The 24,112-nt window shown below is 31.3% G+C and carries 24 protein-coding genes; 17 read left to right on the top strand and 7 right to left on the bottom strand.

Annotation, left to right across the window (positions count from 1 at the left end; genetic code table 11):
• A partial coding sequence (locus K8M07_RS11290) for a LysM peptidoglycan-binding domain-containing protein (RefSeq protein WP_223378946.1) occupies positions 1-275 on the top strand: 275 nt, incomplete at its 5' end.
• Between the two features lie 94 nt (positions 276-369).
• Positions 370-1,101, top strand: coding sequence for a LysM peptidoglycan-binding domain-containing protein (locus K8M07_RS11285; RefSeq protein ID WP_223378944.1), 732 nt, complete (start codon positions 370-372; stop codon positions 1,099-1,101).
• Positions 1,102-1,135: 34 nt separating this feature from the next.
• On the opposite strand, the gene K8M07_RS11280 is transcribed toward K8M07_RS11285, so the two are convergent.
• Positions 1,136-1,870, bottom strand: a complete 735-nt coding sequence (locus K8M07_RS11280) for a 4Fe-4S binding protein (protein WP_223378942.1) — start codon at positions 1,868-1,870, stop codon at positions 1,136-1,138.
• Between the two features lie 209 nt (positions 1,871-2,079).
• On the opposite strand from K8M07_RS11280, the gene K8M07_RS11275 reads away from it, so the two are divergent.
• The 10 genes from K8M07_RS11275 to fni all read left to right on the top strand — a co-directional run bounded on the left by K8M07_RS11275 (position 2,080) and on the right by fni (position 13,632).
• The gene (locus K8M07_RS11275) at positions 2,080-2,445 is read left to right on the top strand and encodes a PadR family transcriptional regulator (protein ID WP_223378940.1); all 366 of its coding nucleotides are present in this window, start codon (positions 2,080-2,082) and stop codon (positions 2,443-2,445) included.
• A 22-nt stretch (positions 2,446-2,467) separates the two neighbouring features.
• Positions 2,468-2,707: a hypothetical protein gene (locus K8M07_RS11270; protein ID WP_223378938.1), complete on the top strand. Its 240-nt coding sequence runs from the start codon at positions 2,468-2,470 to the stop codon at positions 2,705-2,707.
• Between the two features lie 101 nt (positions 2,708-2,808).
• Positions 2,809-3,339 carry a permease gene (locus K8M07_RS11265; RefSeq protein ID WP_223378936.1) on the top strand — a complete coding sequence of 177 codons (531 nt, stop codon included), beginning with the start codon at positions 2,809-2,811 and terminating at the stop codon, positions 3,337-3,339.
• 370 nt (positions 3,340-3,709) lie between these two features.
• Positions 3,710-7,972: an acyl-CoA dehydratase activase-related protein gene (locus K8M07_RS11260; protein WP_223378952.1), complete on the top strand. Its 4,263-nt coding sequence runs from the start codon at positions 3,710-3,712 to the stop codon at positions 7,970-7,972.
• A gap of 183 nt (positions 7,973-8,155) precedes the next feature.
• Positions 8,156-9,127 carry a hypothetical protein gene (locus tag K8M07_RS11255; protein WP_223378934.1) on the top strand — a complete coding sequence of 324 codons (972 nt, stop codon included), beginning with the start codon at positions 8,156-8,158 and terminating at the stop codon, positions 9,125-9,127.
• Positions 9,128-9,297: 170 nt separating this feature from the next.
• Complete coding sequence (locus K8M07_RS11250; protein WP_223378932.1) at positions 9,298-9,906, top strand: DNA-3-methyladenine glycosylase; 609 nt, start codon at positions 9,298-9,300, stop codon at positions 9,904-9,906.
• A 52-nt stretch (positions 9,907-9,958) separates the two neighbouring features.
• Positions 9,959-10,297, top strand: a complete 339-nt coding sequence (locus K8M07_RS11245) for a hypothetical protein (RefSeq protein WP_223378930.1) — start codon at positions 9,959-9,961, stop codon at positions 10,295-10,297.
• A 19-nt stretch (positions 10,298-10,316) separates the two neighbouring features.
• Positions 10,317-11,495 carry a cation:proton antiporter gene (locus K8M07_RS11240; protein WP_223378928.1) on the top strand — a complete coding sequence of 393 codons (1,179 nt, stop codon included), beginning with the start codon at positions 10,317-10,319 and terminating at the stop codon, positions 11,493-11,495.
• Positions 11,496-11,621: 126 nt separating this feature from the next.
• On the top strand, positions 11,622-12,593 hold the full coding sequence (locus tag K8M07_RS11235) for an LCP family protein (protein WP_223378926.1): 972 nt from the start codon (positions 11,622-11,624) through the stop codon (positions 12,591-12,593).
• A 13-nt stretch (positions 12,594-12,606) separates the two neighbouring features.
• Entirely contained in the window at positions 12,607-13,632 is a 1,026-nt protein-coding gene (gene fni, locus K8M07_RS11230) for a type 2 isopentenyl-diphosphate Delta-isomerase (protein WP_223378925.1), read from the top strand.
• 60 nt (positions 13,633-13,692) lie between these two features.
• Here fni and K8M07_RS11225 read toward each other — a convergent pair whose 3' ends face one another.
• Complete coding sequence (locus K8M07_RS11225; protein WP_223378950.1) at positions 13,693-15,405, bottom strand: DUF2207 family protein; 1,713 nt, start codon at positions 15,403-15,405, stop codon at positions 13,693-13,695.
• Between the two features lie 269 nt (positions 15,406-15,674).
• Between K8M07_RS11225 and K8M07_RS11220 the strand changes: the two genes are divergently transcribed.
• Positions 15,675-16,472 carry a biotin--[acetyl-CoA-carboxylase] ligase gene (locus K8M07_RS11220; protein ID WP_223378923.1) on the top strand — a complete coding sequence of 266 codons (798 nt, stop codon included), beginning with the start codon at positions 15,675-15,677 and terminating at the stop codon, positions 16,470-16,472.
• A 91-nt stretch (positions 16,473-16,563) separates the two neighbouring features.
• On the opposite strand, the gene K8M07_RS11215 is transcribed toward K8M07_RS11220, so the two are convergent.
• The gene (locus K8M07_RS11215) at positions 16,564-17,229 is read right to left on the bottom strand and encodes an NAD(P)H-hydrate epimerase (protein WP_223378921.1); all 666 of its coding nucleotides are present in this window, start codon (positions 17,227-17,229) and stop codon (positions 16,564-16,566) included.
• A gap of 15 nt (positions 17,230-17,244) precedes the next feature.
• Positions 17,245-17,799, bottom strand: a complete 555-nt coding sequence (locus K8M07_RS11210) for a biotin transporter BioY (RefSeq protein ID WP_223378919.1) — start codon at positions 17,797-17,799, stop codon at positions 17,245-17,247.
• 94 nt (positions 17,800-17,893) lie between these two features.
• Here K8M07_RS11210 and K8M07_RS11205 point away from each other — a divergent pair, with 94 nt between their 5' ends.
• From K8M07_RS11205 to K8M07_RS11195, 3 genes are read left to right on the top strand one after another with little or no spacing between them, the layout of a single operon-like run.
• Entirely contained in the window at positions 17,894-18,529 is a 636-nt protein-coding gene (locus K8M07_RS11205) for an ATP-binding cassette domain-containing protein (protein ID WP_223378948.1), read from the top strand.
• A 4-nt stretch (positions 18,530-18,533) separates the two neighbouring features.
• Positions 18,534-19,166: an ABC-2 transporter permease gene (locus K8M07_RS11200; protein WP_223378917.1), complete on the top strand. Its 633-nt coding sequence runs from the start codon at positions 18,534-18,536 to the stop codon at positions 19,164-19,166.
• Between the two features lie 10 nt (positions 19,167-19,176).
• Positions 19,177-19,836 carry an ABC-2 transporter permease gene (locus tag K8M07_RS11195; RefSeq protein WP_223378915.1) on the top strand — a complete coding sequence of 220 codons (660 nt, stop codon included), beginning with the start codon at positions 19,177-19,179 and terminating at the stop codon, positions 19,834-19,836.
• On the opposite strand, the gene K8M07_RS11190 is transcribed toward K8M07_RS11195, so the two are convergent.
• The 3 genes from K8M07_RS11190 to K8M07_RS11180 form a co-directional block, all read right to left on the bottom strand.
• The gene (locus K8M07_RS11190) at positions 19,833-21,158 is read right to left on the bottom strand and encodes a D-serine ammonia-lyase (protein ID WP_223378913.1); all 1,326 of its coding nucleotides are present in this window, start codon (positions 21,156-21,158) and stop codon (positions 19,833-19,835) included. The two genes, K8M07_RS11195 and K8M07_RS11190, sit on opposite strands and share 4 nt — an antisense overlap.
• A gap of 99 nt (positions 21,159-21,257) precedes the next feature.
• The gene (locus tag K8M07_RS11185; protein WP_223378910.1) at positions 21,258-21,737 is read right to left on the bottom strand and encodes a DsrE/DsrF/DrsH-like family protein; all 480 of its coding nucleotides are present in this window, start codon (positions 21,735-21,737) and stop codon (positions 21,258-21,260) included.
• Between the two features lie 24 nt (positions 21,738-21,761).
• Positions 21,762-23,075, bottom strand: a complete 1,314-nt coding sequence (locus K8M07_RS11180) for an aminotransferase class V-fold PLP-dependent enzyme (RefSeq protein WP_223378909.1) — start codon at positions 23,073-23,075, stop codon at positions 21,762-21,764.
• Between the two features lie 116 nt (positions 23,076-23,191).
• On the opposite strand from K8M07_RS11180, the gene K8M07_RS11175 reads away from it, so the two are divergent.
• Entirely contained in the window at positions 23,192-24,091 is a 900-nt protein-coding gene (locus tag K8M07_RS11175) for a DMT family transporter (RefSeq protein WP_223378907.1), read from the top strand.
• Positions 24,092-24,112 lie beyond the last annotated feature (21 nt).

Raw genomic sequence — 24,112 nt, 5'->3', positions numbered from 1 at the left:
AAAGATTCGGAGTAAGTGTAGATGCTATAATAAGAGCGAACCCAGGAGTAGATCCAAATAGACTTCAAATAGGGCAAAGGATTTGTATACCAAGACCTGGTACTCCAACTCCACCTTGTCCAAATGGATTTCTCTATAGTATAAGAGCTGGAGACACATTCTTTCTATTAGCACAAAGATTTGGAGTAAGTGTAGATGCTATAATAAGAGCGAACCCAGGAGTAGATCCAAATAGACTTCAAATAGGGCAACTAATATGTATACCAACTTCTTAAAATAAAAGGAGCCTTAGGCTCCTTTTATTAACATTCTTTATCTTTCACGCATAGTATATAATGCAAATAATAATAAGAAAGAAAGGTGATTAATATGACTGGAAAGGATGATGATAGGAAAAAATGCCCACCTAAAAGCTTTCCGTATACAATCAAATCGGGAGACACCCTATATTTTTTAGCTAAAAGATATAATACAACTGTGGAAGCAATTGAGAGAATAAACCCAGGGATAGATCCAGAGAACTTGCAAATAGGGCAAGTAATATGTATACCAAGGAAAGAGCACCCAATGCCACCTTGTCCAAACGGATTTTACTATACTATAAGAGCTGGAGATACATTTTTTATGTTAGCACAACGTTTTAATGTAAGCGTACAGTCCATAATAAATGCAAACCCAGGGGTAGATCCAGAGAACTTGCAAATAGGGCAAGTAATATGTATACCAAGGAAAAAGCATCCAATGCCACCTTGTCCAAACGGATTTTACTATACTATAAGAGCTGGAGATACACTTTTTATGTTAGCACAACGTTTTAATGTAAGCGTACAGTCCATAATAAATGCAAACCCAGGGATAGATCCAGAGAACTTGCAAATAGGGCAAGTGATTTGTATACCAAGAGGAATGCATCCAATGCCACCTTGTCCAAACGGATTTTACTATACCATAAGAGCTGGAGATACACTTTTTATGTTAGCACAACGTTTTAATGTAAGCATACAGTCCATAATAAATGCAAACCCAGGAATAGATCCAGAGAACTTACAAATAGGTCAAGTGATATGTATACCTAGAAAATGTGTTGTATTTTGCTTTTAATATAAAAAAGCCCATAATTATGGGCTTTTTTATATTATATATTAGTTTCTTTTTTTGTTTTTAAAGATAGTATATCTGCTGGACAATTTTCAACGCAGGTAGCACATTTTATGCAGTCAATGTTATCAAACTGGTTATCTTCTGAAAATTTCAGATAGGGTGCCAATTGAAAAGGACAAACTTTTGAACATTTTCCACAAGTATAACACATATCTTTATTTGAAATAGTAATCTTTTTTTCAGTATTTTTGTTAACTCCTGTTATTTTTCCTAAGATATACGATAATTTCTGCATCGTACCCATAGGACAGAATTGACACCATGTTCTCGGATTTATGAATACAGCAAAAAAGCCTCCTATAACTAAAACTATTAAATAGGTATTAGAAAATATGGCTCCTAATTTATCAAAAAAATCCAAAGAACCCCATAGGCTAAAAACGTTTATTACCTTTTTAGAGAAATTATATGTGAAAAATATAAAAAAGCTTATAGACAAAGGCTTAGATTTTAGGAAATTAGGAATTTTTTTGTTTAAACTTATAGGCATAAGAACTTTATCAAACAAAGAACCGTGTGGACAAAAGTTTCCACACCAGTATCTACCTGTAAAAAATGCAGTAATTATTAATCCAATCATAATAAATACAACAAATAAACCTAGCTTTGGTTCCCATAAACCACCAATTGCTACCAATATCGTAAATATCCATGCATATTTTCTAATATTTGTAAAAGTACGATTAGTTTTAATGTAATAATCTTTCATAAAAAATCTCCTCTATATTTACAATATACTATACAGGGGTATACTAACATTATAGCTACTGAAACCTGATTTGTAAAGGGAGATAGGTAAAATATTTAAAAAGATTTTATATTTATTGACATCAAAGATTAATTATGCTACTATATACATATTCACTATATACATTATGCATATAGATAATTCATTATAGCTTTGAAGGATGTGATTATTTGAATAGGAAGGTATGTCATAACGGAAGAAATAATGGTGGAGGTAAAATTTTAGAAGCTTGTTTATTATGCTTATTAAAAGAAAAAGGAATGGATTATGGTTATGGTCTTATGACAAAGTTATCCACTTTCGGGTTTAATGAGGAAAACATCAATATAGGTACCTTATATCGTTGCTTGAGGAAATTAGAAAGCCAGAAGATAGTTGAATCTAGTTGGATGGATAGCGATCAAGGACCCAAAAAGAGAGTTTATAATATTACATCTCAAGGGGAACAAGAATTGGAAAATTTAATTGGTTTTCTTGAAAATAGAAGATCGGTTATAGAACATGTTTTAAATTATTATGAAAAAACAAAAGAATAAATAAAAGTCTAGGAGGTTAGAAATGCAAAGCAAAATTTTATATTTAGCAACTATTGGTTTGATTTTATTATCTTTTTATAAGGATAGAGATAAAACAAAGAAATCTCTTGAAAAGGCTTGGAAAGCTTTCGAAAACATTTTGCCGCAATTTTTAGGAGTAATTACTTTAATTGGAATAATGATAGCTTACCTTGATCCTGAGACCATAAGTTCTTTAATAGGTAGTTCATCAGGATGGTGGGAATATTTACTATGCCTGTAGAAATTAAGTATTTTGGCAAGAAAGTATCTATTTTAAGAAATGGATTAGCATTTATATTTTCTTTTATAGTTGCTTTTATAATTGGAAAGGTGGTAGGATAGATGAAATTAATAAAAAGATACTCATTTTTTATTGGTACTTTAATACTAACATTGTTAATAATACTCATTAATAGAGAAGTGGGGATGAAGGCTGTTGATACTATTGCATATAGTTTTAAGGAAATGTTAGTTATAATACCTCCTATTTTTATTTTACTTGGATTATTGGATGTATGGGTTCCAAAGAAAACTATGACAAAATATATGGGGGAAGATTCTGGGCTAATAGGAATATTATTATCTTTTCTCTTAGGTTCTGCAGCAGCTGGTCCATTATATGGAGCCTTTCCAGTTGCAGCTGTATTTATGAAAAAAGGAGTTAAGTTTTCAAATGTATTAATATTTATTGGTGCTTGGTCTACCACAAAAATACCTTTATTCTTATTCGAGTCAACATTTTTAGGGTTTGAGTTTGCATTAACTAGATTAGCTATAAATATTCCGGGTATTTTATTAATAGTACATATAATATCTGGAATGATTAATGAAGAAGAACGAATAAATATATATAAAACAGCATCTGATTTATAAAGAATATTTTGATAAAATTTTTTGTAATAGGATCATAAGTATTATATTAAAGAGCAGATAAAATTATTGCAATAGATATGTAATAATGCTTATAATATTAGACGTGTTTGCATATCTATTGTGATGGTTTATTAATATTGGTATTAATATGTTTATTATGAAAAGATATATACTCTAACAAACAAAATTTATAGTATAATATAGATACATGATAATATAATTAAAGAAAGATAATCAAGATATTAACGACATTTGTATTTAAATATTAACTGTGATATAATTCTCAAAACTATTTTATGATAGAAATCAATTTTTATTTTATATATAGAACAAGTTAAGGAGGTATAGCAGGTATACTGCAAAAGATATGATAAATATACATTTAGGTTTAGATGTTGGTTCTACTACTGTTAAACTCGTAGCTTTGAATTCTTCTTATGATACCATATATAGTACTTACAAAAGACATTATTCAGATGTTAGAAACAGTATTAAGGAAGTATTAATGGATGCATATAGAAGATTTAAAAACGAAGCTATATCCATTATGGTTACAGGTTCAGGAGGACTTTCTGTACATAAATGGTTAGAAATTCCTTTTATACAAGAAGTAGTAGCATCTACAACAGCAATTAGAAAATTCATACCAGAAACTGATGTAGCAATTGAATTAGGAGGGGAAGATGCAAAGATAACCTATTTAGATGGAAATGTGGAGCAACGAATGAATAGCATTTGTGCTGGAGGAACTGGTGCATTTATAGATCAAATGGCATCTTTGCTTGAAACGGATGCTGAAGGATTAAATAAGCTTGCTTTGAATCATGAATCCATATATTCTATAGCTTCAAGATGTGGAGTATTTGCAAAGACTGATGTTCAGTCTTTGATTAATCAAGGGGTTTCAAAGGAGGATATTGCGGCTTCCGTATTTCAATCTGTAGTAAATCAAACTATTTCAAATCTTGCTTGTGGTAGACCTATAAAAGGCAGAGTAGGTTTTTTAGGCGGACCGTTATATTTCTTGTCAGGATTACGAGATAGATTCATAGAGACTTTAGAGTTAAAGGATAGCGAGATAATATTTCCTAAGGATTCTCAATTATTTGTTGCTATAGGTGCAGCAATTGCTTCAATAGATGAAAAACCATTGAGCTTTGAAGAATTAAGGAATAGATTAAGAGATTTTGATAAACCTATAGAGTCAGAGATTAAAAATATAAGTCCATTATTTATGGGCAAGGATGAGTTAGAACAATTCAGATTAGAGCACGAAAATCATAAGATGAAATATAAGGATATTACTGCTTTAAAAGGGAAAGCTTTTTTAGGGATAGATGCAGGATCTACCACAACTAAGGCCATTCTAATAGATGAAGACAGTAATATCCTCTATAGTTATTATGGAAATAATAAAGGTAGACCTTTGGATTTAACAATTAAAATAGTAAAAGATATATATGAAAAATTACCAGAAGGAGAGATGATAACATACTCAGCCATTACTGGATATGGTGAAGAATTTATAAAGGCTGCATTGAATATCGATATAGGAGAAGTTGAAACTATAGCTCACTACAAAGCAGCTTGTTTTTTTCAACCAGAGGTAGATTTTATATTAGATATTGGCGGACAAGATATGAAATGTATGAAGATAAAAGATGGTGTAATAGATAGCGTACTTTTAAATGAAGCATGTTCTTCTGGATGTGGTTCATTTTTGGAAACATTTGCTCATTCATTAAATATGTCTGTAGAGAATTTTTTAAATGCAGGACTTTTAGCAGAAAACCCTGTTGATTTAGGTTCTAGATGTACTGTATTCATGAATTCAAAGGTAAAACAGGCCCAGAAGGAAGGGGCTACAATTGGAGATATAGCAGCCGGACTTTCTATTTCTGTAATTAGAAATGCATTGCAAAAAGTAATAAAGATAAGAGATCCTAAAGAATTAGGAAAGAACATTGTGGTCCAAGGAGGAACTTTCTACGGTGATGCTATTGTTAGAAGTTTTGAACTATTATCTGAAAGAAAGGTTGTAAGACCGGATATTCCGGGATTAATGGGTGCCTTGGGGGCAGCTATAATAGCCAAAGAAAGATGTGTAGAAGGGGAAAAATCTACTATACTTTCAAAGGAAGATTTGGATAACTTTTCATATAGGGCTAAAAAAGCTAGATGTGGCCGTTGTGGCAATAACTGTTTGTTAACTATAAATATATTTGAAGATGGCAAAAAATATATAACTGGAAACAAATGTGAAAAAGGTGCCGGAATAGACAAGGGTAAAGAGAGGATTCCAAATTTATTTGAATATAAGTATGGCAGAATATTTGATTATGAACCTTTAGCAGCGGAAGAAGCTAAACGAGGTGTAGTTGGAATACCAAGGGTATTAAACATGTATGAGCATTATCCATTTTGGCATACATTCTTCACAGAATTAGGTTATAGAGTAGAATTATCTGCAGAGTCTACTAGAGGGACTTATGAAAGAGGGATTAGCTCTATATCAAGCGAAACAGCATGTTATCCGGCTAAAATAACTCATGGACATATTATGGAGTTAATTGAGAAAGGTATTAAATTTATATTTTATCCTTCAATCTTCTATGATAGAAAAGAGGATTTAGAAGCTGATAATAATGTTAATTGCCCTGTGGTAATAGGTTATCCTGATGTAATAAAACATAATGTAGAAGAATTAAAGAACGAAGATATATTATTCATGAATCCCTTCTTAAGTTTTGATGATAAGGAAAGACTAAGAAAAAGATTAGTTGAGGAATTTAAGAGATTTGACATTTCTGCAAAAGAAATCAAATCAGCTGCTGATAAAGCTTGGGAAGAAAGAATTAGATATACAAAAGATATACAGAGAAAAGGAGAAGAAACTTTAGAATATATTGAAAAAGAAGGGATAAAGGGGATTGTATTAGCAGGTAGGCCTTACCATATTGATAAGGCAATTAATCATGGAATACCTGGATTGGTTACTTCCTTAGGTATGGCTGTTTTAACCGAGGATTCAATAGCTCATTTAGGTAAAACCGAGAGACCCTTGAGAGTTTTAGACCAATGGGTATATCATGCTAGATTGTATAGAGCAGCAAATTTTGTAGCTCAGCAAGCAAATTTAGAATTAGTACAATTGAATTCATTTGGTTGTGGGTTAGATGCAGTAACAACAGATCAAGTAGAAGAAATTCTCAGTCAGTATGGAAAGATTTATACAGTTCTTAAGATAGATGAAGTTAGTAATCTAGGAGCTGCAAAGATAAGACTAAGATCACTGAAGGCTGCTTTAAAGGAAAGGGATAAAAAAGGCTTTAGACTGGATAAAAAATTTAAAGCATCAGAAAGAATTCAGTTTACTAAAGAGATGAGGGAAAGACATACTATCTTGATGCCTCAAATGGCTCCTATACATTTTAAAATGTTGGAAACAGTTTTTAAATCTTGTGGATATAATCTAGAAGTGTTACCTTCAGTGGACACTAAATCCATTGATGAAGGTTTAAAATATGTAAATAACGATGCGTGTTATCCATCAATTATGGTAGTTGGACAGTTTATGGCTGCATTAAAATCAGGTAGATATGATTTAGATAATGTATCAGTGATGATATCGCAGACAGGTGGAGTATGTAGGGCATCCAATTATGTTGCATTTATGAGAAAGGCATTTAAGGATGCAGGATATGGGCGTGTTCCAATCATTGCGGTGTCAGCTCAAGGTATCGAAACAAACCCAGGATTTAAGCTTTCTTTAGATCTTTTAAAGAAGTCTGTAATGGCAATTCATTATGGAGATCTTATCATGAGAATGCTCTATAGAGTAAGACCATATGAGAAAATTAAAGGTTCAGCAAATTTGTTAGCACAACATTGGATAGATAAATGTGCCAAGGCAAGTGAAATTGGGAATAAGAAAGAATATATAAAAAATATAAATGCAATGGTTAAGGATTTTGACGAATTAGAAATAGATGAAGATTTAGTAAAACCAAAGGTAGGAGTGGTTGGTGAGATATTGGTTAAATATCATCCGGAAGCTAACAATCAAATAGTTAAATTATTAGAAGAAGAAGGTGCTGAGGCTGTGGTTACTGATTTAACTGATTTCTTACTATATTCCTCTTATAATGGTGAATTTAAGCATAAATATCTATCAAAAGGTGTACTTCCCAAAATAGGTGGAGATATTGCAGTAAAATATATAGAATATTATAGAAAATATGCCAGAGAAGCATTGAGAAGAAGTAATAGATTTGAGGAGCCTATGACTATACAACAATTGGCTGGAAAGGCACAGGAATTAATATCATTAGGGCATCAATATGGAGAAGGTTGGCTGTTAACAGCTGAAATGATAGAGCTTATTAGTAGAGGAGCAGAAAATGTGATCTGTGTTCAACCTTTTGGATGTTTGCCAAATCATATTACCGGTAAGGGTATGATAAAGGCTATCAGAGATAAATATCCAAAAGCTAATATAGTACCTATTGATTTTGACCCAGGAGCTAGTGAGGTAAATCAACTAAATAGAATAAAGTTAATGCTTTCAACCGCATATGATAATATAGAGGAAAAAAAGGAATTTTCATTAAAAGCTTTTGACACTAAAAGTTAAATAAAATATAATAATAATAAGTTGTAGAACTGACAAGCTAATTATAGCTTGTCAGTTTGATTTTGTAACTCATTTGTAACGACTTTCGGTGGGATAATTGATATATTATTACAAAAGGATATATAATTAATCCTATAGGTATAATAATAGTGGAAAATATATCAAAATGAAAGAGGTAATTATATGAATAAGAAAATTATTGTTTCGATTATAGGTTTGCTACTAGGTATTTTTGCTATAGGTTGTGAAAATGAAGCTCTGAAACAAAACGATGACATAATATATAATGCATTGGAAAGCTCACAATCAGATTTCAATAAGAAAGAGAAGGAGGGGTTGGTTAAAGACTTCAAGAATATAGTAGAAAGTGATAATGAACCTTATACATTGGTACAGTTTATAGATAAAAACATAAAGAATGCAACAGAGGAAGAAGCTGTAGCGATAGTATTAATATTAGAAGAAGTTCAAGAAAAATATATACAAGAGTATACAGATCAATTGTTTGTGGAAGATAATCAAATGGAATTATTAGGACTTTCACAAAGTGAATTGTTTTTCAAAGAAAAGAAAGCTGAAAATATAAAAAATGTAAAATTAAAAGAACTAGTAGATAGGATAATAAAAGGTAAATATAAGTTAGTTAATATGGAAGGTGCTTTTTATCCAATAATTGATTATGAAGCATTAAAAGTATATAGCGATTATTTACCAGATGAAATAGATGAATACATCAATATTAAATCAATGGACTCCAATAAACCTAAAATGTTGGATGCTGAAATGTCAATTTCTTTTGATGAATTAACAGAAAGGCTTATTGATACAGAAAATTATATTAAACAATATCCGAAGAGCGTAAAAAATGAAGAAGTATTGAGAATTTATGGAGAATATTTAAGAATTTATTTAGAAGGAGCACCTAATACTCCAATATATGATTATGGAACTAAAACAATAAAGAATGAAGTTTTATCTAGTTACAAAGAAGTAAGTAAAATGGAGGATACCATAACATCTACTATAGTTTCAAAATATATTGATATTATAGTACAAAATCAAAATATTATAGATGAAAATGTGTTCTCTAAAACACCGGAACTTCATAGCGAAGCCATCGCAACTTTGGAAAATACAAAGGAAGATACAAAATAAACTAATCTTGGTATAGTTCTAATTTCAGAACTATACCTTTTTTTAATCTTAGAACTTTCCGTAAATGAGTTTCAAAAAGAGCTACCTTTAACGTTTTGTCACAAGATCTTCTTATTATGTTACTATTTTTAGTGTATACTACAGATAAGAATAGAATAAGGAGTGAAGGCATGAAACTAAACAGAGATTTTTATAGTAGAGATACAATTATAGTAGCAAAGGAGTTATTAGGTAAAATATTGGTTCATAATACAGGAGAAAATGTATTAAAGGGAAAAATTGTAGAAACAGAGGCTTATTTAGGACTTAAAGATAAGGCGGCTCACTCCTATGGTGGGAAAAAAACAAAAAGAGTTGAAACCATGTATGGTTCTTCAGGTGCTGCTTATGTCTATTTGATTTATGGAATGTACTATTGTTTTAACATAGTTACTCAAAGAAAGGGAATACCAGAAGCAGTTCTTATAAGAGGGATAGAGCCTATGGAGAGCATAGAGCAAATGTCATTATATAGGTTTAGAAAGCCTTACAAGGAATTAAATAGATATAAAAAGAGAAATTTGACCAATGGCCCAGGAAAACTTACCATGGCATTTAATATAGACAAAGAGCTAAATGGTATAGACCTCTGTGGGAATATATTGTATTTGGAGGAAGGAATAGAAGAAGACTTCAGTATAGTTGAAACCACAAGAATTGGAATAGACTATGCCGAAGAGGCAAAGGATTATCTCTATAGATTTTATATAAAGGATAATCCTTACGTTTCTGTAAAATAAGATTTGAAAAATTTCATCTACAGGAGTATTATTATGTAGGGGGTGAATATTGATGCAAATGCTAGTAGTAGTTTTAAACAGAGTACAAAAGCTAGATGACCTATTATTAGAATTAAGCAACCACGGTATCAGAGGTGGAACCATCCTTGATAGTATGGGTATGGTTAGAGCATTAGTAGATGAGCATTCTGAAATACCGCTGTTTGGGTCGCTAAAAAATATATTAAATGAAAATAGACCTATTAATAAGACATTGTTAATGGTATTATCTGATGATAAAATACCTATTGCAATGGAATGTGTAAGAAGAGCGGTACCAAACATAAGTGAAGAAAACACAGGTATTATGTTTACAGTACCAGTAAATAATGTAGAAGGTTTGACAAAATAAGGAGATGAATTAACATAAAATGAACATATTATTTTATTTAGCTATTGTACTATTAGTAGCAATTATAATGTCTAAAATAGTTTCTAAATTGAAGTTACCAAATGTAACAGGGTATCTTGTAGCAGGATTAATAATAGGACCATCCCTTTTCAATATAATACCTAAGGATGTAGTGAGCCAATTCAGTATAATATCTGAAGTGGCTTTAGCTTTTATAGCCTATAACATAGGTAGCGAATTTAATTTAGCACACCTAAAGAAGATGAGCAAAGGTATTATTTTAATAACTGTATTACAGTCGCTATTAGCCATGGTATTTGTAATATTAGCAATAACTATTATAGCTGGGCAACCAGTTTCTTTTGGACTTGTATTAGGGGCAATAGGTACAGCAACTGCTCCAGCAGCTACAATCATGGTAATAAGACAATATAAGGCAAAGGGAGATGTAGTTGATACATTATTACCAGTTGTAGCTATGGACGATGCTGTGTGTGTAATAGCTTTTGGAATATCCGCTTCTATAGCAAGGGCACTAATCAGTAATACTAATACAATTTCAATAGTAAATATGCTTGTAATGCCATTAATCGAGGTTATTGGTGCATTACTATTAGGACTTTTGATGGGAATTCTTCTTATTCTACTTATTAAGAGAGTAGAAGGAGAAACAGAATTATTATCTATAATTATTGCTATTATTTTCGCTACAGCAGCAATTTCTATAAGATTTAATCTTTCGTCACTTCTTGCTTGCATGATGGTAGGAGCTACATTGATTAATGTAATTCCAAACTTTAAGAACGCTTTTACGATAGTAGATAGATTCACTCCACCTTTATATGCTGCTTTCTTTACCATTTCAGGGTTAGAACTTGATCTATCGGTATTAGGAACTGTTGGCATGATAGGAGTTGTCTATGTAATATTTAGAGTATTAGGTAAAATTTCTGGTTCATATTTAGGAGCAAGAATATGTAATGCTCCAATGACAGTAAGAAGATATTTAGGTTTCACGTTAATACCCCAAGCAGGGGTAGCTATTGGATTATCAATGATTGCTCAGAATATTTTACCAGCTCCATATGGAGTACAAGTTAGGACCATAGTACTTGCAGGAACAATAGTATTTGAACTTTTTGGGCCCTTGATTACTAAAAGGTCATTGATAAAAGCGGGAGAGATAAAAACTGATTAAAAGAGTAGATTTCATAAACCTGCTCTTTTTTAAAGCTAACTAAATTGTAACTTTATTTTAATTGAAAAGTGTGTAAATATTTAGTATTATTTAAGATATAGGTTACCACGTTTAGGAGGTAATAAGATGAGAAATAAATTTTGGAGTGCATTTTTAATATCTTTAATAGCATTTTCAGCTATATTTGGTATAATAGGTCATTATGTACTAAATCAAGATACTGTAATATCTACAGGAGGAGACGAATCTGATAAAGAAAAAGCAGAGGAAATAGAAAAAAAGGGTGAAATACTGTTTTTGCTAATGGGTGTAGATGACCAATATGGTGTAGGTGGCGTAGAAAAGATAAAGGAGATGGAAGAAGATGAAAATGGATATAAAAAAACAAATCTGAGAACAGATACTATGATTCTCTGTAAATTCAGCTATGAAACTGGAGAAATTACAATGTTATCCATACCAAGAGATTCACGAGTTAATATAAGAGGTAGAGGTTCAGAGGAAAGAATAAACCATGCACATTCCTATGGAGGGCCTAATTTAGCAGTAAAAACTGTTAAAGATTTTTTAGGTATAGATTTAGAATACTATGTAACAATAGACTATAGAGCAGTAAAGGAAATAGTAGATGCTATTGGTGGAGTAGACATTGATGTACCAAGGAGAATGTACTATAGAGATCCAGCAGACAATCCTCCATTATTAATAGATATACAACCAGGACAGCAAACTCTTGATGGAGATAAGTCCTTGGAATATTTAAGATTTAGATCCTATCCAGAAGGTGATTTAGGCAGAGTAGAAGCTCAGCAACTATTTTTGAAAGAATTTATAAAACAAACATTAAGACCTAAAAATATTACTAAACTACCTAAAATGATAAATACCTATTTTAATTATGTGGATACTAATATACCAATAACTGCAGCATTAAAAGGTATACCAACTATTAATGACATAAGTATAGATAATGTGGAGATGGCTAGATTGCAAGGTGAAACTCCAACTATAAATGGGCTTTCCTATTTCATACCTTATGAAGAGGAAACAAAACAGATGATAGAAGAGATGTTTGGCAATTTTGTACTAGGTAGATAGAGAAGAGGATAATATGACAGAAGACTTAATAAGAAAAGATAGAAAAAAACAACATATTGAACAATATTTAAAGTCCATTTATGAAAATGCTACTTTACTTGAGGATGTATATATACAACATAATTCTTTACCTGAGTTAAACTTTGATGAAATCAATACTAAAATAGAATTCTTAGGGAAAAATGTTAAATATCCTATAATGATAAACGCTATTACAGGAGGAACTGAATTTTCCCAGGAAATAAATAGGAATTTGTCAAAAATAGCCGCAAATTACAATGTTCCAATAGCAGTAGGATCTCAAACTATAGCACTGAAGGATGTGGAAAGCTATGAATCATTTAAGATAGTCAGAAAGATAGTCGGAAGAGATGGTGTGGTTTTATCAAATTTAAATGCTTCTGCATCTTTAGAAGATGTAAGGCTATCTATGGATTTATTAGATGCAGATGCTATTCAACTTCATCTAAATCCTGCTCAAGAATTGGTAATGAAAGAAGGAGACAGACATTTTAAGGGGATATTGAATAATATTGAAAAGATAGTGAAGAGTATAGAAAAACCTGTAATAGTAAAGGAAGTAGGATTTGGAATATCAAAGGATGTAGCCCAAAGATTGTATGATGAAGGGGTAAGGTATATAGATATCTCAGGCAAAGGTGGTACTAATTTTATTGAAATAGAAGATAAAAGAAATAAAGAAATGGATTTTAAGGACATATACTCATGGGGAATCCCAACAGCTCTTAGTCTGATCCAGTGTAGAAGTGTTGCTAAGGATCTGACTTTAATAGCAAGTGGAGGCATAAGACAGAGCATGGATATAGCTAAATCTTTAATCATAGGGGCTGATATGGTAGGTATTAGTGGCGAAATACTGAGAATACTAATAGAAGGTGGATATGAAAAAGCCAATAAATATATAGACGATTTAACGTACAAACTAAAAGCTATAATGTTATTAACAGGAAGCAAAAATATAGGAGAGTTGCAAAAAGTTTCATATAGAACAAAGGGAGAATTAAAAGATTTACTGTAGTCTAAAGGGTGCAGAGGTCTCAGCAAGGAGACCTCTGCATCCTTTATTTTCTGTCATTTATTAAAACCCTCCAGCACCGCCGCCTCCGGCTCCACCTCCACCTCCAGCGGAAAATCCTCCACCAGATCCGGTGGATGCACCAGTATTTGTAAAGGACTTATTTATGCTATTTTCAAAAGTATTTTTCCCATTTGAGTTTGTAAAGAAGAACCAATACATCCAATAGTTTGGCATATAACTTTGAGCAGTGAGAGGTTGAAACTTCTTCAATGAATCAAAACCTACACCTAAAGCTAAACCATATATCAATGCTTCGTCTAATGAGAATGATAAATCATCTATATTTAATGATTTGCTCCTTTGTTTTAAATCCTTTTTAAAGTCTTTCCACTTTATTGTTTCAATATATCCGTAGTCAGATTTTCTTGTAAGCAATATCATTGAATATATAAAAGCAAATAGAGATATAAAGATTAGCAAGGCTCCATAAAAAGCTTCAAATACTATTGAAACTATGGAAATTACGAATGTGATTATAGAGATAATCAGCAGAAATATACCAAAAGGTTTACTGCTATTATCATAGTATCCTTTCTCCTTGGCTTCTTCATTTATAATTTTAGTCCATCTATTATATTCTTTATGGAAATCAGTGGAGTTGTGCTTGCTGTAGAATTCTATATCTTTTGTCTCTATAAATTTTCCATCACCAATTTCATCAAACAACCATTCCAATAGGTATTTTTCATGTTTTAATAGAGAAGCTGTTGACTTATCCAAACGAGTCAATTTAAAATTATTGGTCCTTTTCTTGTATTCGCCTTTGTCATCAATATGAATAAAACCCTTTCGTGCTAGATTAAAAATAGTAGCTATTAATGAAGTTGATGATATAGTACCATTTAATAATAAAGCTGCTATAGCTGGTGATGAATACTCTTGATAGAGATTTGTATCGATAGTTTCATATATATTTTTATTTCTTCTGAATTTATTAAATATAAAACCTATAATAACAGCCAACAATCCAGAAAGAATAATAGATATATTGTTAAATAAATCCTTTCTTTCTTCTCTTTTGATTTCCCTTTGTTCAATCTTCCTTGCATAGGATAGCTCTTCATCTATAATTTCGTCATATGCATCCCTATTCACTACATTAGTAGAACCAGGAATGAAGTTTGCTGGAAATAGTATTCTGACTTCGACAAACGTATCTTTTGATATATCGCTTGCTTCTGCTCTAACAGTATTATTTTGACCAAAATTAATAGTTCCATTGGATGGCCCATGAGCAAAGATTTTCACATTATCAGTAATATTTTGAGGTAATTTGATATTTACTCCGAAGAAGTCTATAGGAGTATCATTTTCTTCTCCTAGAAATTTATAATATAATTCACCTGTATCGTTGTACTTTACAGATACATTTTTTACAGTATATCTAATGCGGAATGTCTTTTGCTCATCTTCAGAAGGGGAGAATATTTGGATATTGACGTTTTTTTCATCGTCGATTAGCATATATACATTTTTGGCCCCTTTTTTAGCATCGTCAACTCTAGTATAATTCACCTCATTGCCCTGAACAAGCTCTGATACCTGAATACCATCTATTCCATTAGTATCATTCAACACAACATCTCTAAAAACTCCGTTAAAATCATTGTTGAAGTTGAATGAAATATCCTCAACAATTTTCAAGTCGCCGTTTTCCATAACTTCCGAGTTAATTATCCATCTTGAAATAGATAAATCCTCTTCTGCATTCACAATAATGGGGAAGATTAGAAAAACCGATATTATAAGTAAAAAAGTTGTTGTAGACTTTAATAATTTATTAATAATATTCACCTCCGAGTTTTAATGTGCAATGCACCATTAATTTGTGTAGAAAACAATCCCAGTATCATTTCAATTTATATTATACTAATATTATACTCTATTATTTATACTAATGAAAATATATAATAAAATATATAATAAAATATATGTAAGGATGGTCTTTTTTACCGTATAAAAAACCATAAGGATGTGATTCAATGACAGATAAAATCGATATAGAGGAATATCTAAAAACTAATTTCATAGGTAAAAATATAGAATATTTCCATAGTATTCCGTCTACTAATATAAAGGCAAAGGAGATTGCATATTCAAAAGAAGAGGGAACAATAGTAATAGCTGAAGAACAAACTCAAGGTAAAGGCAGGATTGGTAGAAATTGGGCTTCTCCAAAAGGCAAAGGAATATGGGTCAGTATCATATTAAAGCCAAATATGAATCCTGATAAAGTACCTAAGATGACTCTAATTGGAGCTGCTGCTATAAGCAAGGCTCTTAAGAATATGGGGATTAAATCCTATATAAAATGGCCAAATGATATTATAATAGGTGGCAAAAAGGTCTGTGGCATACTTACTGAAATGAACTATAAAAGGGATATGATCAGCTATGTAATCATGGGAATAGGCATGAATGTAAATTTAGATGAAGATGATTTTAATGATGAGTTAAAAGATAAGGCTACATCTTTAAAGATTACAACAGGAACAGAGATAGATAGAAGTAAGCTACTGGCTTCCATACTAAACTATTTTGAAAATTTATATATTCCATTTGAGGAAAAGGATGATTTATCAGAAACTATTAAGATATCAAGGGAACAATCGATTTTAATAAATAGGGAAGTTCGTATTATTAAGGGCAATGAAGAAAAGACAGGGAAAGTTCTAGATATAGATAATGAAGGTAAGTTAGTTATTAGATACGAAGATGACAAAATTGAGAAAGTATTTTCGGGGGAAATATCGATTCGGGGAATTAAAGGATATGTATAGAATAAGAGATAAAGTATCTAGGAGATTCATTCGTTCCGATCGATGGCATTGTCATCGATCGGAACGAATACGTCATTAAACTACATCCAGTTTATATTTGACCTATTACATTTTCAATTGCAATTTTAGGCATTCCAATTGGTTCTACAATTACTTTTCCAGTGTAATCAGAATTATTAACCAATCCTTTCTTCATAAGCTGCATAGTTACTGTCATATTAGCTGTCACGGAAATCCCAAGAATATTTCCAGTGTCAGAATCCATGCCGGAAGGTATATCTATGGATAGTACGTATTTGCTGTTACTATTTATAGCTGAAATCACATCTTTATATAGCCCTTCTACACTTCTTGTAAGGCCTGTTCCGAATATAGAGTCAATAGTCATATTCGAATTCTTTAATGAACTTATAAGTATATTTATGTCCTTTTTCGTATCAATGTCTTTTATTTCTAATCCCATGTTTTTAAGTATATTGTAGTTTGTATTAAAGTCATTGCTTCCTTTATTGATATTTCCTAAAAGAAATATTTCTACATTCTTATCATTTGCAATCAGATGTCTTCCAATAGCTAGTCCGTCTCCTCCATTGTTTCCAACTCCACATACAATTGTAAACGAGTTGAATTTATCCAAATCTATATTCTTCAGTACTTTTAGAGCTGCATTTTCCATAAGAACTATTCCAGGAATTCCTAGCTTTTTTATACAGTAATTATCAACTGCTTTCATTTGCTTGCCAGTAACACAAATCATAAAAAATCCCCTCCTTTAATTGCTATTATACCATATTCTTTTAACAAGCTTGGATGCAACAAAGGATGATAATATAGCTTTAAACAGATCGCCTGGGATGAAGATTAGACATGCAGTTTTCAAAACCGTAAAAAAATCAAGTCCTTTTCCCAATACAGAGTTCAACATCAAATACATATAGGGAATTCCAAATAAATATATGATAAAAGTTCCCAGTAAGCTGGCAGAAAATATACTTTTAATATTATCAGATTTGTTCTTATGAACAATCTTGCCTACTATATATGAAGCAAAGATCAATCCAATTAAAAATCCAAAGCTTGGTTTAAAAATAGATTGAGGGCCTCCAGTAAAATTCGCAAAAATCCTAACTCCAAAAAGTCCTAAAAGCACATATAAAATTTGAGACAGACTTCCTAGTTTAGGACCAAGTAAAATGCCTGCTAATAAGCTAAACATACTTTGAAGTGTAATGGGGACATCACCAATTGGTATACTTAGGAACGCTCCAATTGCAGTTAATGCTGTAAACAAAGATACTAGTATCATTTCCCTAGTAGATATTTTCATAAGTCTCACCTCGATGGTTTTAATAATTGAATTATAATTAGCAAAACAACAATTGTCAAATAAAATAATAAAAGTATTGACAAAATAGAAGGAAATAAAAAATAGGATAGGTTTTGTATATGATGAGAATCACTATTACGAACATTTAACTATCAAACAGATGAAGAATATTGTAGCATCTTTTTATTCTAAATGGGATGATAATCAGTTTAACTACTATATTAAGGAATTTGATTTAAACTCTAAAGCCAAGATAAAGACCTTATCCAAAGGCATGAAGATGAAGTTTTCATTAGCAGTTGCACTATCCCATCATGCAGACCTTATAATAATGGATGAGCCAACTTCAGGATTGGATCCGGTCTTTAGAAGAGAGATATTGGATATTCTATACAGTGTAATCCAAGATGATAATAAGAGTATATTCTTTTCAACTCATATAACAACAGATTTGGAAAAGATTGCTGACTATATTACCTTTATAGATAGAGGCAAGATAGTATTTTCAGAATCTAAGGATGAAATTCTTCAAAGTTACGGAATAGTAAAAGGTGGATTAGACCTTTTAGATACAAATACAAGAAAGGAGTTCATAGGATTAAGGGAGACTAAAGTTGGATTTGAAGGGCTAACTGATAATATGGGAAAGATAAGGAAAATGTTCGGGAACGAAATACTGATAGAAAGAGCTACTTTAGAAGACATAATGGTTTATAGTGTGAGGAGGTAGAAAAGTGTTAGGAATATTGAAAAGAGATCTGACTCTAATGTTGTCAAGTAGGGAGGAGATATTTTTATTGTTATTTTATATACCTCTGCTGTTATTTATCGTAGATTCCTATAATGATGGATTCATGTACTTTGTAATACTGGTAGCATATACCTATTTAATGTCAATAACGCCTTTTGCTTATGATATTACCGGAAAGTATAAATATATTATGAATTCCTTGCCTATTAGTAGATTAGAAGTGGTTTTATATAAATATATAACTACATTTATTTACTTTGCTATATCTATTGTGTATGTTGGGGTCTATTTGTGGATAATTAATGTTTTAAATTTAGCAACTGTGGATTATTTCAATTTGGAAATGATTCTTCAAGCTATCCCTATAATAATGATATTTACATCTATAGTTTTTCCAGCATATTTCAGATTTGAACCTAAGATAGCACAGATAGTTCAGATGATTATATTTATATCCTTTTTCATCACAGTAGCTAATATATCCTCAGTAGGTGAGAAGGCGCTTCTAAATCAGATAGGATTTTTGAAATATATTAATATCCCGCTGGTCGCTGTAGTAATGTATATACTTTCTCTATTATTATCCATAAGACTATATAAGAATAGGGATTTATAGGAGTGATATTATGATTAATTTAATATTAAAAGATATAAAGCTAGCTCAAAAAATGAATATTTTCATAGTAATCTATGCATTATTTATTGCTGGTATGGGGCTTTCAGTTTCTAATTATCTAGCTGCTAGTTTGTTTTATATACTAGGTATGAATATATTGATATTTGTTTCAGTGATTTATACCAATGGATATGATGACAAGTATAAGACTGAAATAATACTCAATAGCTTGCCAATCGATAGAAAAAATATTGTTAGAGGTAAATATATAGCTCTTATAATATTCATAATAGTAGGATGTGGTGTTATAGTCCTATGGACAAATATCATATCTCTATTAGGAATTATAGAAGGTGGTAAAAGTGCAGATATATGGAGCATTATATTTGTAACCAACATAGTATTATTATTTTATTCCATATATTATCCTATTTATTTTAGGATGGGGGAAGGAATAAGAAGCTTTAATGCTATAATATGGGTATTGGTAATGACGGGACCAGGAATTGTAAGTAAGCTTATGAAAGTTTTAGAAGGTACAGGATATCTGGAAAAAATAATGAGTATGGATATCAATACAATAAACATGTACTTTTTACCGATATCAGTAATAATATACTATTTATCAATGCGAGTTTCTGAAAGGATATATATGAAAAGGAAGTTCTAAAAGTATCTCCCTTTTCTGTAGTATTCCTCCATTATATCTTCAGGAACTAGGCTTCCGCCTGTTGCCCAGCACATATGGGTTATGTTATCTTTCTTATCCAATAGATTTTGTTTCTTTAAGTATTCTTCTCCTTTTTCGTTGGATATAAGGATTGGGCCTAAGAATCCTGCTAATGCTGAAGGTTCTAGGTATATATCTTCCTCGCCTACAAGGTTTACTAAGAATTTATATAATCTATTATCATCTATAGTAAACTCTCCGCTTAATAGTTTATCCATCATAAAACCTACAAATGAAGAAGGGCGTCCTACGGCTAATCCGTCAGCTTCAGTTTTGTTATCTAGACCAATATCTCCTACAGATATCTTGTCGTGTAATCCAGTCATTAACCCTAATAGCATAGCTGGTGAATGGGTGGGTTCTGCAAAGAAACAGTGGACATTGTCCTTGAATACAAGTTTCAATCCATAAGCTACTCCACCTGGGCCTCCTCCAACGCCACATGGAAGATATACAAACAGAGGATGATTTTCATCTATTACTATATTCATATCATTTAATTGTTTCTTGACCCTGCTGCCAGCAACAGAATACCCAAGAAATAGATCTTTAGAGTTTTCATCATCAATAAAATAACTTGTGGGATTATCCATTGAGAGTTTCCTTCCTTCTTCAACAGCCTTAGAATAATCAGAAGAGTATTCCACTACTTCAACGCCTTTGCTCCTTAGAAGATCTTTTTTCCACTGTTTAGCATCCTTTGACATATGTACTTTGACATTGAAACCTATCTTAGCACTCATAATACCTATACTTAACCCTAGATTCCCTGTGCTACCTACCTGAATTGTATATTGTGAGAAGAAATCTTTAAATTTATCTTCTGCTAAAACAGAGTAATCATCATTAATGGATAATTTCCCATTATCCATAGCCAAAGTTTCTGCATGCTTTAGAACCTCATATATGCCACCTCTAGCCTTGATTGAACCTGCAATTGGAAGAGAATCATCTCTTTTGAGTATTAGTCTTCCATAGATTTTTTTATTAAAATCTTTTTCCATTCTTATTTTCATATTTTCAACAGATGATATAGATGATTCTATAATTCCATCCTTAGTTTCGGGGAAAATTCTTTTTATAAAAGGAGCAAATCTTTTTAACCTTTCCTCTGCATCTAATACATCTTCGTGCGATAAAGGTAGGCTTTCTGCTACATCATCAAAACGATGGTAATTATTGTTTAACCAAAATACCTCTTTCAAAGCTTTTATTTCATCTAAAAGAGGTAAATTTTTATTTAATATAGAACACTTGTCCACATATATACCTCCTCACATGACCTTATATAATATTAGTATATATTATACTAGTATATAATTAAAGATAAAGAAATAGAGTCAAAATTTCTTTTGACTCTATTAAATGAACAACTGTATGTCAGAATCAATTGCATCTTTTAAATATTCTTCTGCTGTAACTATAGTTACTTCATCAATCAGCTCTTCTTTTTTAAATCCCATTACTTCACAGGATAGTTTACAGGCTTGCATAGTTATGCCTTTATTGATAACTCCGTTTAGAAAATCAGTTAACGTAGGAGTATCATTTTCCTCCATCATTTCTGTTAACATCTTTTTACCCATACCTGCAAAATTCATTTTGGATAATGGCAATTCTTCTATACTTTTTGGCGTCATATTTGCAAACATCTTTTCGTATGTACTTTTATCCTCTTCGGACATCTTGTTTGGATTTCTAATTAGAAGAAGTCCCCAAAATGCGAAAAATATAGTTACATCAATATTTATTTCTTTTGCAGAATTGGCTAGTATTAAAGCAGCCAATGCCTTATCATATTCTCCACTAAATATAAGTATATTCATCTTTTTATTATTCATAAGTAATCCTCCTTCTTACTATTCTTAGTAGGAAGGAGGATTTTTATACTTACTATGGTAATAATCAATATTGTTACTAATTTGCTTTAGTAATTCAATTAGTATATTTATTTCCTTATAATCATTATACATTCCATAGCTTAATCTAACAGTACCTGGTCGTGGTATGTTTTTATCTTTCTTATATTCTTCTATATGTTCACTTGGTACATTAAGCAATTTTTGAATGTATGGCTGTGCACAGAAGCAACCGTTTCTTACACCAATACCTCCTTCTAGTGAAAGAGCAGTTGCAACAGTTCCATGATATAGTCCATCAATATTAAAGGATATAATAGATACCTTGTTCTTCACATCTTCATCATCATAAATTATTATATTAGGAACAGTCTTCAGTTTTTCGAGAGTGTATTTAGTTAAACTTCTTTCGTAATCTGCAATTTTTCCCATATCTAATTTTTTTAAAGTTTTAATGCTTTCAATTAAAGCCACTACTCCAAAAAGATTAGGAGTCCCTGCCTCTTCTTTTTCGGGAGGGGGAGCCCAAATAACTTCCTTGTGGGTTACTAAATCTACTGTACCTCCACCTATATGTTCGGAGAAGCCATTTTTAAATATATCTTTAGGAGCTATTAATATTCCTATTCCAAAAGGTGCATACATCTTATGAGACGAAAACGCAAGGAAGTCAATATGGGCAGGGTCTTCTAATGTTTTCATATCGACTGGATGGTGTGGAACTAATTGGGCACCATCGACTAATATTTTACTACCATGTTTATGAGCCATTTTGGCGATCTTATGTATTGGATTGATATAACCTGTTACATTAGAAGCACCAGTTATAGCTAATAATTTTACTTTTCCCTTATATTTTTTGAAAAGATACTCTAGATGATCTAGAGATAGCCTGCCATTTTCATCCACATCAACATAGTCTACGTTGTATTTATATCTCCAGGGCAAGTCATTAGAATGGTGTTCCATATAGGTTGATAGAACAATCCCATCCTTTATTTGATCTTTAAGTCTATATGAAAGCTTGTTAATAGCTTCAGTAGTATTTTTCACAAAGATTACTGTATGAAAATCTGGATTAGCCTTTACAAAATTTAATACTTTATCTCTAGATTGGTCATAGAATAAAGAAGATATAATGGATTTATAGCCTGTACCTCTATGTATAGAAGAATAGAAAGGAGCAAAATTGTTGATCCCATTGATTACAGAAGATAAAGGTGGAGTAGTGGCGGCATTGTCAAAATTAATATATGGGACTTTGGTATTATTTTCTATGGGGACTAAAGTGTTTACACCATGAATTAATTTTTTATACATACTATCACCCTAGTTGTAGTCGTAATATTATTGTATTCTCCAATTGTAAAAAGGTTACAGTTTATTGCGTTAATATTTGAAAATTGATAAAATATATTTAGAATTGAGGTGGCCATATGAAGGTTAAGGGAAGTTTATATGCTGATGTATCATTATTATTAGTTGCAATGATATGGGGAAGTGGATTTGTAGTTACAAAGAATTCATTAGACCATATAACTCCTTATTTTCTTATGACTTATAGATTTATGATTGCCTTTATATTGATGGGAATAGTATTTTTTAAAAAATTGAAAAAATCAACAAGAGAAGATTGGAAGGCAGGAGCAATAATAGGTACTTTTTTATTTATTGCATTTGCAACACAAACTGTAGGATTAAATTACACAACTGCAGGGAAACAAGCCTTCATTACTGCTACAAACGTAGTTATGGTACCATTTATATATTGGGCAATTAGCAAAAAAAAACCAGATATGTATGAAATAGTTGCTGTTTTTTTATGTATTATAGGTGTTGGAATCTTGAGCTTGGACGATAATTTAGATTTTGGATATGGTGAATTTTTGACTTTCATTTGTGCCATTTTTTTTGCACTTCACATTGCCTCCATTGGATATTTTTCAAATGAACACGATCCAATAATACTTTCAGTTATTCAAATTTTAGTTGCAGGAATTCTTTCGACTATGTTTGCACTATTATTTGAGCCTGGAGGTGCAGGACTAAACAACCAATCTTTATTTTCTGTGTTATACCTTGCAGTATTTAGTACTTTAACAGCATTTTTAATTCAAAATGTAGCTCAGAAATACACTACATCCACTCATGCTGCAATAATACTAAGCTTTGAGTCAGTATTTGGGGGATTGTTTTCAATAATATTTTTAAAAGAAGTACTTACAATTAGATTTTTAGTAGGATGTATTTCAATATTAATAGCAGTTTTAACTACTGAGACGAAATGGAAATTCTTAAGAAAAGATATCAGTGAGGATACTGATAATGTGGTTTAAATCGTGAAATTAGGTGATTAG

Origin of the sequence: Schnuerera sp. xch1 (assembly GCF_019931165.1) — a bacterium.
Lineage (GTDB): Bacteria > Bacillota > Clostridia > Tissierellales > Tepidimicrobiaceae > JAIOUP01.
Note: the sequence above shows the minus strand (reverse complement) of the source record. Positions and strands in the feature narration are given on the sequence as shown.